This window comes from Acinetobacter sp. YH12097 (genome assembly GCF_013419225.1).
In the GTDB taxonomy this organism is placed as follows: domain Bacteria; phylum Pseudomonadota; class Gammaproteobacteria; order Pseudomonadales; family Moraxellaceae; genus Acinetobacter; species Acinetobacter amyesii.
Genome location: NZ_VPAN01000008.1, coordinates 46,273 through 60,742, shown reverse-complemented (window position 1 = coordinate 60,742; position 14,470 = coordinate 46,273). Strand labels below are relative to the sequence as shown.

The 14,470-nt window shown below is 41.1% G+C and carries 9 protein-coding genes; all 9 read left to right on the top strand.

Annotated elements, in window-relative coordinates; genetic code table 11:
• Positions 1 to 342 precede the first annotated feature (342 nt).
• The 9 genes from FTU37_RS05635 (at position 343) to FTU37_RS05595 (ending at position 14,461) form a co-directional block, all read left to right on the top strand.
• A complete protein-coding gene (locus tag FTU37_RS05635) occupies positions 343 to 4,260 on the top strand; it encodes a DUF3418 domain-containing protein (protein WP_218954641.1) in 3,918 nt (1,305 codons plus the stop codon).
• Between the two features lie 30 nt (positions 4,261 to 4,290).
• Positions 4,291 to 5,406 carry a beta-ketoacyl-ACP synthase III gene (locus tag FTU37_RS05630; RefSeq protein ID WP_168378870.1) on the top strand — a complete coding sequence of 372 codons (1,116 nt, stop codon included), beginning with the start codon at positions 4,291 to 4,293 and terminating at the stop codon, positions 5,404 to 5,406.
• 11 nt (positions 5,407 to 5,417) lie between these two features.
• Positions 5,418 to 6,185, top strand: a complete 768-nt coding sequence (locus tag FTU37_RS05625; RefSeq protein WP_180123954.1) for a 1-acyl-sn-glycerol-3-phosphate acyltransferase — start codon at positions 5,418 to 5,420, stop codon at positions 6,183 to 6,185.
• A 211-nt stretch (positions 6,186 to 6,396) separates the two neighbouring features.
• A complete protein-coding gene (locus tag FTU37_RS05620) occupies positions 6,397 to 8,412 on the top strand; it encodes a hypothetical protein (RefSeq protein ID WP_180123953.1) in 2,016 nt (671 codons plus the stop codon).
• Positions 8,413 to 8,508: 96 nt separating this feature from the next.
• On the top strand, positions 8,509 to 10,224 hold the full coding sequence (locus tag FTU37_RS05615; protein ID WP_168378873.1) for an AAA family ATPase: 1,716 nt from the start codon (positions 8,509 to 8,511) through the stop codon (positions 10,222 to 10,224).
• Between the two features lie 243 nt (positions 10,225 to 10,467).
• Positions 10,468 to 11,388, top strand: a complete 921-nt coding sequence (locus tag FTU37_RS05610; protein WP_078189020.1) for a LysR family transcriptional regulator — start codon at positions 10,468 to 10,470, stop codon at positions 11,386 to 11,388.
• A gap of 69 nt (positions 11,389 to 11,457) precedes the next feature.
• Positions 11,458 to 11,724, top strand: coding sequence for a gamma-glutamylcyclotransferase family protein (locus FTU37_RS05605; protein ID WP_252725836.1), 267 nt, complete (start codon positions 11,458 to 11,460; stop codon positions 11,722 to 11,724).
• A 254-nt stretch (positions 11,725 to 11,978) separates the two neighbouring features.
• Positions 11,979 to 12,989, top strand: a complete 1,011-nt coding sequence (locus FTU37_RS05600) for a sensor domain-containing diguanylate cyclase (RefSeq protein WP_168378874.1) — start codon at positions 11,979 to 11,981, stop codon at positions 12,987 to 12,989.
• Between the two features lie 305 nt (positions 12,990 to 13,294).
• On the top strand, positions 13,295 to 14,461 hold the full coding sequence (locus tag FTU37_RS05595; protein WP_257225228.1) for a CynX/NimT family MFS transporter: 1,167 nt from the start codon (positions 13,295 to 13,297) through the stop codon (positions 14,459 to 14,461).
• The last annotated feature ends 9 nt before the right edge of the window (positions 14,462 to 14,470 follow it).

Here is a 14,470-nt window from a genome sequence, read left to right as displayed (position 1 = left end):
TATTTTCAATTTTTTTGTGCTTAGCAAAATCTGTTCATCATTTCTTGATCATCACTTTCACTTTATTGATGTTTTTAATTGTGCCATTGAGTATGTTTTATACAGTGTCATTTTATCAGCCATTACATGGCAGTATTGAAGCATGTGGCAATTATTGGTTATTGGCCGCAATTTTAGTTTTTTATCATTTTATTCTGTTCGGCTTTACCTATTGGTTTCAGGCACGCAAAAAATAGATTCATCTTTCACTATTTTTACATACAGCGTAAAATATTCGGTTCTATTTTTAATTATTAGGATAATGCATCTGTGCCAAGTCAGTTAAATGTCGATCAATTGGTCATGGTTCGTGATCGCCATCGCTTAAGTCGGCTGAAAAAAGGCAAAGAAGCCAATCCTGAAAAATTTCAAGATTTGTTTGAAAAGTCGAATGCGAAAGTGCGCGAACGGATTGCCCGCATTCCCAATATTAAATTAAATCAAGACTTACCTGTTACGCAGTATGCGGACAAACTAATTGACGCGATTCAAAAGCATCAAGTGATTATTGTGGCAGGTGAAACCGGTTCGGGTAAAACCACGCAGTTACCGCAAATTGCCATGCTTGCAGGTCGTGGTTTAACGGGTTTGATTGGTCATACTCAACCCCGTCGACTAGCAGCGCGTAGTGTTTCGCAACGTATTGCAGAAGAAGTGGGCGAAAAGCTGGGGGAGTCGATCTCCTTTAAAGTTCGTTTCAATGAACAAGGTTCACAAGATTCCATCGTTCGGTTAATGACCGATGGTATTTTATTGGCTGAACTGGCTAATGACCGATTCTTAAATAAATATGACACGATTATTATCGATGAAGCGCATGAACGTTCGCTGAATATCGACTTCATCATGGGCTATCTCAAACAGCTCTTGCCTCGTCGTAAAGATCTCAAAGTCATTATTACTTCAGCAACTTTAGACGTAAATCGATTCTCGAATTACTTTAATGGGGCACCTATTTTTGAAGTCGAAGGTCGAAGCTTTCCGGTAGAACTCCGTTATCGTCCGATTTCAGAGCTGAGTATTGTTGGCAGTGATGACGATGAGTTTGATGATTTTGAAGAAAATCTACCGCGTGCCGTTGTTTCGGCAGTAGAAGAATGTTTTCAAGATGCACAGGAAAAAGGTCATCCTGAACATGCCGACATTTTGATTTTTGCCAGCACTGAACAGGAAATTCGTGAGTTACAGGAAACACTGCAAAAGTTTGGGCCACGACATACCGAAGTTTTGCCTCTCTATGCTCGATTAGCTTTGTCAGAACAGCAAAAGATCTTTAATCCATCAGGCGGTGGGCGACGGATTATTATTGCCACCAACGTGGCAGAAACTGCCTTAACTGTGCCAAATATTCGCTATGTAATTGATAGTGGCTTTGCACGGATATCCCGTTATAACTATCGCTCACGTGTACAGCGTCTACCAATTGAGGCTGTATCACAGGCGGCAGCAAATCAGCGTAAAGGTCGTTGTGGTCGTATTGCACCGGGTGTGTGTATTCGACTGTATTCAGAAGAAGACTTTATGAGTCGTCCTGAATTTACCGAACCGGAGATTAAACGAACCAACTTGGCCTCGGTTATTTTGCAAATGCAAAGTTTGGGCTTTGGTGAATTAGAAGATTTCGATTTTATTGAGCCGCCAGATCATCGTTTGGTGAATGATGGTCGTAAGCTTTTGATTGAGCTTGGGGCGATGGTTGAGAAAGGGAAAGCCCCTCTTTCGCAAAGAGGGGTTGGGGGAGATTCTATTGAAAGTAATCCCCCTAAATCCCCCTTTACAAAAGGGGGACTTCCTCCGGCGAAGGGTGGTGGTTTAACCAAAATTGGTCAGCAAATGGCGAAAATGCCGATCGACCCACGTCTTGCACGGATGATTTTGGGTGGAGCGCATTTTGGCGTATTAAATGAAGTCTTGATTATTGTCGCTGCTTTAGCGGTACAAGATCCACGTGAACGTCCTGCGGATAAACAAATGCAGGCCGATCAGAAACATGCTTTGTTCCGTGAAGCTGACTCGGATTTCTTGTTCTATATCAAATTATGGGAAGCTTTGGTTGCTAACCGTGACATGAGTGAAAATAAGCGTCGAACCTTTGCGCGCAATCATTTCCTCAGTTGGTTACGTCTTCGTGAGTGGAAAAAAACCCATGAGCAATTGGTGGATTTAGCTCAGGGCTTGAAACTCTCTTTTAATGAAAAGAAGGCCAATTACGAAAATTTGCACCGTGCGCTTTTAACAGGGTTGCTTTCATTTATTGCCAACAAAACCGATGAACGTAATGTGTTCATGGCAGTGCGTCAGCAAAAGGCACGTATTTTCCCTGCATCAACCTTGCATAAAACTAATACACCTTGGGTCATGGCTTTTGAGATGGTGGAAACCTCTCAGGTATATCTTCGTACATTGGCGAAAATTGAACCTGAATGGATTTTATTGGCTGCAGGCGATTTATTGAAGCATCATTATTTTGAGCCGCATTGGTCGAAAAAAGCTGGTGTGGTGAATGCTTATGATCAAATTTCTTTATTTGGTTTGATTATTGAGCCACGTCGTCAGATTAATTATGAAAAAGTGGATCATCCGGCGGCGCATGAAATTTTCCTACGCGATGCGTTGACGACGGGACATTTGGGTATTACGCCGCCGTTCTTAAAACACAATTTATTAAAACTCGAAGAAGTTGAGCGTGTTGAAGATAAACTGCGTCGTCGTGATTTGGTGGTGGATGAAGAAACCATCTACCAATTTTATGCTGCAAAAGTGCCTGAAGAGGTGGCAAGTCGTCGTAGTTTTGAAGACTGGCGTGCAACTGTAGAACCGAAAAATCCACGGCATTTATTTATCGATGATGATGCGCTTTGGATGAATGACCGTCCAACGACCCAGCAATTTCCAGACTACCTACGAAATGGTGAACTGCGTTTGGCTGCAAGTTATCGTTTTGACCCAAGTCATGATGAAGATGGTGCAACGGTCAAAATTCCAGTTCAAGCTTTGCCGCAAGTGGATGAAAATATTTGGTCATGGGGCATACCCGGTTGGCGACAAGACCTGATTGAAGCCTTGCTTAAAGCCCTGCCTAAGGATAAACGCCGTCACTTGGTGCCAATACCTGATACGGCTCGTAAATTGATGGATCGTGTCGATGCCGTGCATTTGCGCGAGCATATTTTTAGTTTCTTGGCGTTCCAACTGCGTGGTGAGCAAATCACAGACAAAGACTTTTCTTGGGAACGTGTTGAGCAATATCTGCTGCCATTAATCAAAGTCATTGATGAAAAAGGCCGTGTGATTGAGCAAGGTCGTGACCTAGATGAACTCAAAGCACGCTGTCGTACTGAAACTCATAGCCCAGTCAAACAATTAAAAGGTGAGTTTAAAACCTTCCCTGATAATTTTGTGTTCGAAGCATCACAAAAAGTCACGGGTGTGGTGGTGAAACAATATCAAGCGCTTGTTCCAGTCAAAGGCTTTGCAGAGTTGGATGCCAAAGACGAATCTGGCGTGGTGATTCAGACCTTCAATGACCAATTTGAAGCAGTCAAACAACACCGCGAAGGGATCATTCGTTTGGTTCATATGCAGCTGGGGGACTTAGTTCGTCAGTTGAAAAAACAGATTTCTAAACCCTTGGCATTGGCTTATTCACCGCTAGGTGACAAAGCAAAACTGGAGCAAATGTTAGTTTATGCCACACTTCAGCTGGCAATAAATGAGCTACCTGTCAATGTGCAGGAGTACCAAAACCTGATTTTAAATGTAAAAAAATCTTTCTTAACCCATGGGCAACAAGCGTTAGCCGTTTTAACTGAAACCTATATTCAATGGCAGGATATACGTCGGAAATTGTTGGTTTTAGATGATTCTGTGTTTGGAAAGAATATTGATGACATTGAAGATCAGCTCGATTTGATGCAACTTTCAGATTTTGTTTATGGCAAAACTTCCGATGTGTGGCTCGAATTTCCAAGATATTTGAAGGCATTAGTCTTGCGTTTAGACCGCTTGCCAAATAACCTACAAAGGGACAATTCTGCCATTGATCAAGTTGACCCATGGATGGAAAAATTATTTAAGTTTAAAAATGACACTCGCCTTAAAGAATTGTATTTCATGGTTGAGGAGTTACGCATCTCTATTTTCTCTCAACCAATGAAGACCAAGATGCCAATTTCTCCATCCCGCTTGCAAAAAGTATGGGATAAGCTCGGAATCAGTTAAGATATAGGTAATTTCTAAAAGGAGTTTTACATGGGCATCCGCATTACGGGTACAGGTCTTTATCATCCAGAAGACGTAATTACTAACGAAGAGTTAGTTGAAGCTTTAAATGCTTATGTGGAACAGTACAACAGCGACAATGCTGAAAAAATTGAAGCCGGTGAGCTAGAAGCGCGCCGTGGTTCAAGTGCAGAATTTATCGAAAAAGCGTCTGGCGTGAAAGCACGTTATGTTGCTGAAAAAAGCGGTATTTTAGATCCAAAACGTTTACGCCCAGTGCTGCATGAACGTCCAAATGATGAAATTTCGCTACAAGCGGAATGGGGTGTTGCTGCGGCTAAACAAGCGATGGAAAATGCAGGCGTGACTGCAGAAGACATCGATGTAGTGATTTTGTCTTGTTCAAATATTCAACGTGCTTATCCTGCTGTAGCGATTGAAATCCAAACTGCATTGGGTATTCAGGGCTATGCATATGACATGAACGTTGCATGTTCAGCTGCAACTTTTGGTATTAAGCAAGCCTATGACGCGATCAAATCAGGTGCTCGTCGCGTGTTATTGGTGAACGTTGAGATCACGTCTGGTCATACAGATTTCCGTATGCGTGACTGCCACTTCATCTTTGGTGACGTTGCAACGGCTTCGATCATTGAAGAAACTGAAATCAAAGCTGGTTTTGAAGTGTTGGATATTGACCTGTTTACACAGTTCTCAAACAACATTCGTAACAACTTCGGTTACTTAAATATGAGTGAAGTCGATGCTGACATCGACAACAACCGTTTCCGTCAAGACGGTCGTAAAGTATTTAAAGAAGTGTGTCCATTAGTGGCGAAAATGATCACCAAGCAATTGGATGACAACAAAATTGCGGCAACAGATGTAAAACGCTTCTGGTTACACCAAGCAAATGCCAGCATGAATGAATTGATTCTGAAACTGGTTGTGGGCAAAGAACATGCTCAGCCAGACCTTGTGCCAATCATTCTTGATGAATTTGCCAATACTTCATCAGCAGGTGTCATTATTGCATTGCACCGTACAGCAAATGAAGTAAACCATGGCGAATATGGCGTACTTTGCTCATTTGGTGCAGGCTACTCAGTAGGTTCTGTACTTGTTCAAAAACATGATGCTGCCTAAGGTCAGCACATTTGCAGGTTGAACATGATGCAAAATGGATAAAGCGTTTAAGCGCTTTGTCCCGCATGTATTTCACGCCGACCTTTTTTGGCGCTGAATATATTGATGCATCAAAACCTGCAATGTATGTAGGGAATCATACAATTTATGGTGTATTCGATTCACCCGTAATTATTGATTATCTCTACAATGAACATAAAGTGGCTGTGGTCAGTATCGCTGATCATAGCCATTTTTATTTGCCCGGTTGGCGTGGCATGGTCAAAAAGTTCGGTGCAGTCCAAGGCATTCAGGACTATGTCAGAACAGTGATGCAACAAGGTTATTCCATTTTAGTTTTTCCCGGTGGTGGTCGAGAGGTTTTGAAGCGAAAAGGGGAAGCCTATCAACTGATCTGGAAGCAACGTTATGGCTTTTTAAAACTGGCGCAAGAATTTAATTATGACATTATGCCTTTTGCCGCTTTAGGTGGAGATGAAGTCTTTGAACTGGGCTTTGATGCCAGTGTGATCGTTGAACATCGTTGGTTTAAACAACTATTAAAAATACAAAAACTCGATAAATTATTACGCCATGGTGATGTGATTCCGTCTTTACCCAAACGGATTATCCCCAAGCGTATTCCGTTCTATTTTCAATTTTTACCCCGTCAAAGTTTAAGTCATATTCAGAGTGTGGAGGATTTAAAGCGTTATCGAGAGGCACTACAACAAGATATTTACACTGCGATAGAACAGCTTAAGAAAATCCGTTCAGAACAACATTCTACAGATCAATAATAGTGACTACTCTTCAACTTCATCCATTTTTATTCGTCACAGCTCAAAATCATGGTGAATTTTGTCATAACTATAGCTTTTAGATTTTTTATTGAACGCCTTTGTATTGACCTTTTGTACAGCTATTTGGCTGATTAATGGCAGTAGTCGGAGCATTAAACTTTGACTATAGTGAAGGTTGAAAAATAATCAACGATCGTTAGGGCGGAAGATGGAAAAGAAAAGCTTGACCCCGCAGCTAGAGCATATCGCTCGGCAACTTATTCGAATATCTCCAAGTTTAAAGCAGTTCTATCAAGAGCAAATGGAACTTGCTACAGCACTCAATTCACAAAATATCTTTAAAATTGAACAAGAGCAGCACCGCATTCAACTGTGTAATGGACTATGGACCTTACAGCTACAAAGTCGTGAATCGATTGGCTATCAGTTTCCTAGAAGTCCATTTAGACCCATCAAAATTGTTGAATTGCATTCGACCGTGCCATGTATTGAAGTAGTAGAAGATTTCTTATTTCATGAATTGTATTTTTTTACTGGCGACCTAAAGCCGCAACATTCACTCTTGCTCAGAGAAAAAGCACAGCAATTTAGACAATTGATCTTACAGTCGATTTTTCAACATCTAAATGGGCCAGCGCGTGTTCAGCAGTTTTTAGCACAGATGACAGCAGTTGAAGCGCAAATTTTTGATCAGCTGATGCAAGAGCAGCAGATTTATCAGACACCGCTATTACAAACGTATATCGAATGCCAAATCTGTCTACCACATTGGTTGATGCAAAAGATTGAGCAGATGTTCGCACTCAACTCACTTACAGAAGCTGAAATATTGCCGATACAGGTCTTGATGGATAGTTTGGACGAGATTTGTTTTGCTACAGCACAATTTTTAGATCCAACGATTTACCGGATCATGAGTTTGAGTTATGAAGATCGGTTCAATTTACAAGAATTAAATGAACATATAGAAGATATTATTTTGTTGCTCGACCATGCATATGAACGTCCCAATTTGTTGGGTTTTATTCGTTTGATGCATCGGGATGTTTGGGCAGAGCAGGACATATTAAGCCATAGTAATTTTGTGCAAGCCACAGCAATTTGGCAAAAAAAATGTGGAAAACTCCCTTTACTCGATAACAATCGTGCAGTGCGATGGATGTTCAAGGAGTCAGCCGAAGTATTGGATTGGTTGAGTCGTAATTTTCAACACAGTAATGTACGAGTGGCTGTAACGGCATTAAGTTTCGTCGATACGCAGCATATTCATCCCATATTGATTCTTGCAACCTTACAACATTTTCAATTTGTTGCAGCGCGCATATATATTCAAAATTGCCATGCGATTGCGCATGAACATGATTGGTTTAATCATGAAAAAAATCTGCAGTTTGTTTTACAACGAAAATATCAGCAGCATGATGACCATCGTGTAGTGATCAGCCCATCGATTTTGTATTTAGATGAATGGTTGATTTTAATGCGACAGGTGTTAGGCGTGGAGGATCAGGCCATAAAAAAAGTCTATCTACCCTTGAGCCGTATTATGCAGGCGTATCTGCAGCATTTATTACGTTGTACGCAGCATTTACCACAGGCTTTGATGGATTTTATTCGTCCAGAAACCCAAGAAAATCGCCAATTTTTAAGTGTTTTACGACAACATAAAATTCAACTGCAGGATTTTCGAAATTTATTTTATTTAAAGCATGGTAATTTAAGAGTATCTGTGTTTGATGCCTATGTGCGTGATTATGTCAGTGCGACTTATTCTACAGGTGATACAGTCCCTAAAAATATTACCTGGAATGGGGTCTTTCATCAGGCGGTGTATTGGCATGCCAAGCAACAAAAGCAAGAAGTGTTATCTCAATTAAAGCGTAAATTTGAGACAACAGTCTGGCAGCCATTTACAACAGAAGACAAAATATATTTTCAAGAGTGGGTCTTTGAAGAATTAAAAACTATCGATCGAATTATTGATGAATCTATTCAATTTAAACATTGTTTGGCATCAAGTTATAGCGCCAGTATCATTGCAAGAGTATATGTAGCTTTTCATATGTACCATCCCATTTTGCATGTATCGATGACTTTGGGCTGTCATGTGCAAAACCACATTTTGGTTTTTGATCAACTTGAGTATTCAAATAATACCCAAGCAGAAATAGAAAAAGTAAATATCGCCAAAGAATTTTTAAATAGGTTCAATAGCTTAAAGTAAGATTGGCAAAATACGGATTTAGTAAACTATGTTGTGCGCTTAACTTTTGAGTCAAAAATCGTTAGGCTATAGCCGTTCTTTTACGGTATAGGTCTTATGAAACAAGAAACTGCACTCAAGCTGCTCAAAGCAGGCGAAAATGTGTTTTTAACAGGTTCGGCTGGTGCAGGTAAAACTTATACTTTAAATCAATACATCAATTATCTGAAAGCGCGCAAAGTGCCGGTGGCAATTACGGCTTCTACAGGGATTGCTGCAACCCATATGAATGGCATGACAATTCATACATGGGCAGGGATTGGGATTAAAGATGCGATTTCCGAAGATGAGTTAAAGCGCTTAAAAGAACGTAAATATTTAAAAGAGCATTTGGAAAATGCCCAAGTTTTAATCATCGATGAAATTTCGATGTTGCATGCCAAGCAATTAAACTTGGTGAATAAAGTTTTAAAATTTTTTAAAGACAGTGAAGATGCTTTTGGGGGGATTCAAGTCATTGTTGCAGGTGACTTCTTCCAGTTACCCCCTGTGGGACGCAAAGGTGAATTAAACCGTGACAAGTTTTGCTTTATGTCTGAGGCATGGGTAGAAGCGAAGTTTCGCGTGTGTTATTTGACCGAACAACATCGTCAGGGTAATGACTATCTCAATGATATTCTAAATGCGATTCGTGCTCAGCAAATTACGGGCGATCATTTGCATGCTTTAAGGCAGACAAGTTCACAAAATATAGGTGAAACCTTTACGCGCTTGTATACCCATAATATGGATGTAGATAGTATTAACTATAAACATCTAAATGAAATTGAGCAAGAATCTCGCCAGTTTGATGCCCAATGTGATGGTAATGATAAACTGATCGAAACCTTAAAATCTTCAGTGCGTGCGCCGGAAACTTTGACCTTAAAGAAAAATGCCAAAGTGATGTTTGTAAAAAACAACTTTGACGTGGGCTATATCAATGGCAGCCTCGGTGAAGTGATAGGTTTTGAAGAAGATGATGAATATGGCATCTTGCCTAAAGTAAAACTTACGGACGGCACGACCTTGGTGGTAGAACCTGAAACATGGTCTGTCGATAATGATGATGGTAAAACCATTGCCAGTTTCCAACAAATTCCACTGCGTTTGGCCTGGGCGATCACCATTCACAAATCTCAAGGGATGACCCTTGCAGCGGCTGAAATTAACTTGACGCATACTTTTGAGAAAGGTCAGGGTTATGTGGCATTGTCGCGTTTAAAAACATTGGATGGTTTGCGTTTACTTGGTTTTAATGAACAAGCCTTAGAACTCGACAGTTTGGCCATTAAAGCCGATCGACGCTTTCAGGAACTCTCTGATGAAGCGGAAACCAATTTTGCAGAGGCTGATTTAACCGTACAACATAAAGCCTTTATTCGTCATTGTGGTGGAACGCTGAATGAAGTGGAAATCGAGCGCAATGAAAAGAAAATTTCCAAAACTGGTGCGAAACAAAGCTTTGCCACAGCGACTTTAGATCAAACTCGTGAATTGTTTGAAGAAGGTTATGAAATTCAAGATATTGCAGTGGAGCGTGGTTTAACACCTGCTACGATTATTAACCATTTGGCTCGTCTGCAAAAAGAGCAAGGTTTAGATATATCGGTGGCACATCCGGGAGAAGACGTGGTTGAACAGGTGCGTAAAATCTATAAACGCTTGGCGAAGCGACAAGACCCAGCACATTATAATGATGACGGCACGGTTAAGCTGCGCCCAATTGTGGAGTTGACCAGTCCACGCATGGGTTATGACCAAGTTCGTTTGGCTTTATTATTTGTGGAATAACACATTCTTTGGATTACATACATTTAAAGCCAGATTGATCAATCTGGCTTTTTTAATAAGGGCATCGTGTTTATTTTCATCCTTTGCATCTGCTTAAAAACGATGAATTGGTGATTAAAGTTCCAAATAAAACTTTAAATGAATAAAACTTAATAAAATAATGATAAGGTGAGTATAATTCATTAATGCTTTGCGAAAAATATTCGATTGCAAAGTTGCTCCCAAGTTTAGTTGAGAACAATCATGTTGGAATTACGCCATCTCAAAACCTTATTGGCACTCAGAGAACACGGTTCTTTGGTCGCTGCATCTAATGATCTGTGTTTAACGCCTTCTGCACTTTCACACCAGTTGAAAGAGCTAGATCATTGGTATGGGGTAGAGGTGGTGAACCGACGCACACGTCCTGTTACTTTTTCGAATGTTGGGCAACGTTTACTACGCCTTGCTGATGATATTTTGCCGCAAGTTCAAATTGCGCAATCGGACATTACACGTATTGTGCATGGTCAAACCGGCCGAATTATTTTTTCTTCTGAATGTCATAGTTGCTTTGACTGGCTGATGCCGTTATTGAATGTCTACCGTCAGCAATACCCTGATGTAGATTTGGACTTTGCTTCTGGCTTTGAAGCCAATCCGCATGAACTATTACAAACAGGCGAGTTTGATCTTCTGATTACGGCAGATCCGATCAATTTAAAAGGTGTGGAATATTTCCCAATCTTTGAATATGAGTCTCGTTTGGTATTGTCCAATACACATCCATTGGTTCGTGCGACAAATGTGACTGTTCAAGAATTAGCAGAAGAAACGCTGATTACCTATCCGGTCGATAAACATCGTTTAGATATCATGGCAAAATTATTTTTACCGGCCAATATTCAGCCTAAACACGTTCGTACTACAGATTTGACCCAGATGCTGATTCAGTTGGTTGCAAGTGGTCGTGGTATTGCGGCATTACCAGATTGGGTGGTAAATGAATATGAACAAAAAGGTTGGGTGACCTCTCGACGTTTAGATTGTGTTTCACCTGAAGGTTTAAGACGGACCTTGTACGCAGGCTATCGTACCGAAGAGGCTGAAAAAAGCTATTTTGAAGGCTTCCTAAAACAGTTAGCCAAATTCTCACAAAAACGCAATCAATATTATTCCAACTAAGGAGGAGCTATGACTCAGAGTCTTTTTGTATACGGGACATGACGTCTAGGTCAGCCCAATGCACACCTGATGGAACGCATAGGTGGCATGTGGAAGAAAGGTGTGGTTTGGGGTGAATTAGAACATAAAGGCTGGGGTGCGGCTATGGGCAGTCCGGGCATTCGTTTATCGAAGGCAGGTCAAGCCATTGAAGGCTATGTTTTTATCTCTGAAAACTTAGCAGCTCATTGGGCGGCTTTAGATGAATTTGAAGGTGCTGAATATCAACGTGTGGCTGTTGATGTGCAATTGGAAGGCGGAGAATGGATGCAGAGTGAAATTTACGCTTTGAAATAATATTGAGGGGGAGAGTCGTAAAATACGTGGGTCATCCATACATTATGACTTTCCCCAACCTGCGAAATATGTATCGATGATTCCACTTGCTCTGTTGTTTTCTTGAGTGCATTTTCTTTTAAAGCGCAGTATCTCAATGAGTTGTATCTAAAGTGCATGAATGCACAGAAATCACTTTAAGATTGCTATACAAGTGGATGAATAATTTTTAGAATTGAGCTGTATCTCACACTGAAACCTGTTTGAGCTCAATCATGCCGAATACTATAGAACCCTCACCAACTCAACTCATGTCTGTGATTCAAACGCAGACAGCTATTGCCAAACTGGGTTTAGATCTAAATGCAGTGATGACCGTGGTCGCAGAACAGGCGCAGCAGATTACACATGCAAAAGGGGCTGTTGTTGAGTTGGCTGAAGATGGTGATATGGTTTATCGTGCAGTGTCTGGCGGGGCGAGCCATTTACTGGGTCTAAGACTTCATATTGAAAATAGTTTATCGGGTCTATGTATAGCGCAAAAACAAACACTGTATTGCCAAGATTCGGAAACAGATGCGCGGGTAGATCGCGTGGCATGTCGACGTGTCGGGTTGCGTTCGATGGCTGTGGTGCCATTGATTCATTGTGATGAAGGTGTCGGTGTTTTAAAGATTTACTCTGACCAAGTCGATGCCTTTCAGGAAGCCGACTTGCATATATTGAGTTTGATGTCTGAGTTGATCGCTGCGGCGATGTACCATGCAACACGTTTCGGTGCGACAGAGTTATATAAATTGGCGACTCAAGATAGCTTAACCGGCTTAGCCAATCGGGCTTTGTTTGTCGACTTTTTACGCCAAGGGATAGAAAAAGCTCGCGCGCAGAAAAAAGTACTGGGTATCTTGATGATTGATATGGATGGTCTGAAGCCGATTAATGATCAGTTTGGACATCGCATTGGGGATGCTGCACTGAAAGAAATCGCGCAGCGTATTTTGCGTGAAACGCGTCAAGATGACTTGGTTGCACGCTTGGGCGGTGATGAATTTGCTGTGATTTTAACCAATATTGCCAACTTAGAGCGTGCGCAAACGGCGATGAATCGAATCGCAGAAAGTTGCGGACTGCCATTTGCATTCGAGCAAATGAGCTTGAAAATTGGTGCCAGTATTGGCATGGCTTTATTTCCAGAGGATGCCGAATCCATCGATCAATTGGTCGAAATGGCTGATTTGAAAATGTACGCCAATAAGCGTGAACGGAAACAAGTAAATATTAAATAACTCACTGCTTAAATAATTCACTAATTGTTATGCAGGTGAATTCCTTCACTACCGCCAAATTATTGAAAGTATCAGAAAAAACATTTTTGATGGGAATACGTGTTGTCTCAAACAATTGCAGATGACATGACTAAGTATCGTTGTTTAATTTAAATCAAAGTGCGCTTAGCATGTGACGGTGCAAGATGATTAAATAATTGAAAAATCATCTAAGGTCATTTGTTTTTTGACTCAAAATAATATTTTGAATTGTTAAGCTGTGCACTATTGCATGGCGAAAAGAGCATGACAATTCAATGAAAGGGATGTCAAAAGATTTATTCATTATTGCGGCAGGTTTTATTGCTGCAATGCATATCGGGAAACTACCGCCCGCAATACCTGTATTACAACAGCAACTCGGCATTAGCTTTATTCAGTCTGGTTTATTGCTCTCACTAGTACAGGGTGCAGGAATGTGCTTTGCATTGTTGATTGGTAGTTATATCCAAAAAATTGGATTTAAACTGTGTATCTTATTGGGCTTAAGTCTATTGACGATAGCAAGTGCATGGGGGAGCTTTGCACAAAGCTTTGATGTCTTGTTGCTACTGCGTGTCATAGAAGGATTTGGCTTCTTATTGGTGACACTCACAGGGCCTGCATTTATCCGTCAGCTTGTACCGCTACAGCACATCAGCGCAAAGATGGGACTGTGGAGTGCTTATATGGGCGGAGGTATGGGCATAGCCTTATTGGTTGCGCCATTTCTAATTGCTCAATATGGTTGGAGTGTGGTTTGGCTCAGTTTCGCTATGATTACTGCAACATTACTACTCTGTATCGCCATGTTTATTCCTCAGCCTAATGTGGCACTGAATACAACACCTATTATTGGTCTCATTAGAGATACTTTGAAACATCCTGCAGCATGGCTTTTGGCGCTCATTTTGGGGACATATGCAGGGCAGTGGTTTGCATTGGTGGGCTTCTTACCGATGATTTATGCGCAAAATCAAATTTCAGCAGAGCTGGCGGGTGCTTTAACAGCCAGTGTTGCCGTTGCGAATGCTGTGGGCACATGGGGTTGCGGACTGTTATTACAGCGTGGTTTTCAAGCTAAAACTTTAGTCCAACTGGGTTTTGCTGTTTTGATCATTTGCTCCTTAGGGTTTTATCTCTCTAAAGATGCGTTACCGTTTTTACTGCAATATTTAACGGTGTTTAGTTTTTCGCTTTTTGGAGGCTTAGTTGCTGCGACGGTTTTTGCGCAAGCACTACATTTTGCACCTTATCCTGCGGCAATTAGTACGACGGTCGGCATGATTTTACAATGCTCTGCCATATCACAATTTGTTCTGCCACCTGTGATTGCCACTGTGGTTTCACAAACTGGAGCGTGGTTTTGGGCGGGGATCTTGATGTCAGCATTATCATTCGTTGGAATCATGCTTAGTCGACGTTTATTTCAAATGCAGCATGGCTCAAATTAAAATTTTGTT

What these genes read in the sequence shown, in the direction of transcription:
- FTU37_RS05605 (WP_252725836.1), top strand. Translation starts at nt 11,458, where the DNA reads ATGGAACGCATAGGTGGCATGTGGAAGAAAGGTGTGGTTTGGGGTGAA.
- FTU37_RS05600 (WP_168378874.1), top strand. Translation starts at nt 11,979, where the DNA reads ATGCCGAATACTATAGAACCCTCACCAACTCAACTCATGTCTGTGATT.
- FTU37_RS05620 (WP_180123953.1), top strand. Translation starts at nt 6,397, where the DNA reads ATGGAAAAGAAAAGCTTGACCCCGCAGCTAGAGCATATCGCTCGGCAA.
- FTU37_RS05595 (WP_257225228.1), top strand. Translation starts at nt 13,295, where the DNA reads ATGTCAAAAGATTTATTCATTATTGCGGCAGGTTTTATTGCTGCAATG.
- FTU37_RS05630 (WP_168378870.1), top strand. Translation starts at nt 4,291, where the DNA reads ATGGGCATCCGCATTACGGGTACAGGTCTTTATCATCCAGAAGACGTA.
- FTU37_RS05610 (WP_078189020.1), top strand. Translation starts at nt 10,468, where the DNA reads ATGTTGGAATTACGCCATCTCAAAACCTTATTGGCACTCAGAGAACAC.
- FTU37_RS05615 (WP_168378873.1), top strand. Translation starts at nt 8,509, where the DNA reads ATGAAACAAGAAACTGCACTCAAGCTGCTCAAAGCAGGCGAAAATGTG.
- FTU37_RS05635 (WP_218954641.1), top strand. Translation starts at nt 343, where the DNA reads ATGGTTCGTGATCGCCATCGCTTAAGTCGGCTGAAAAAAGGCAAAGAA.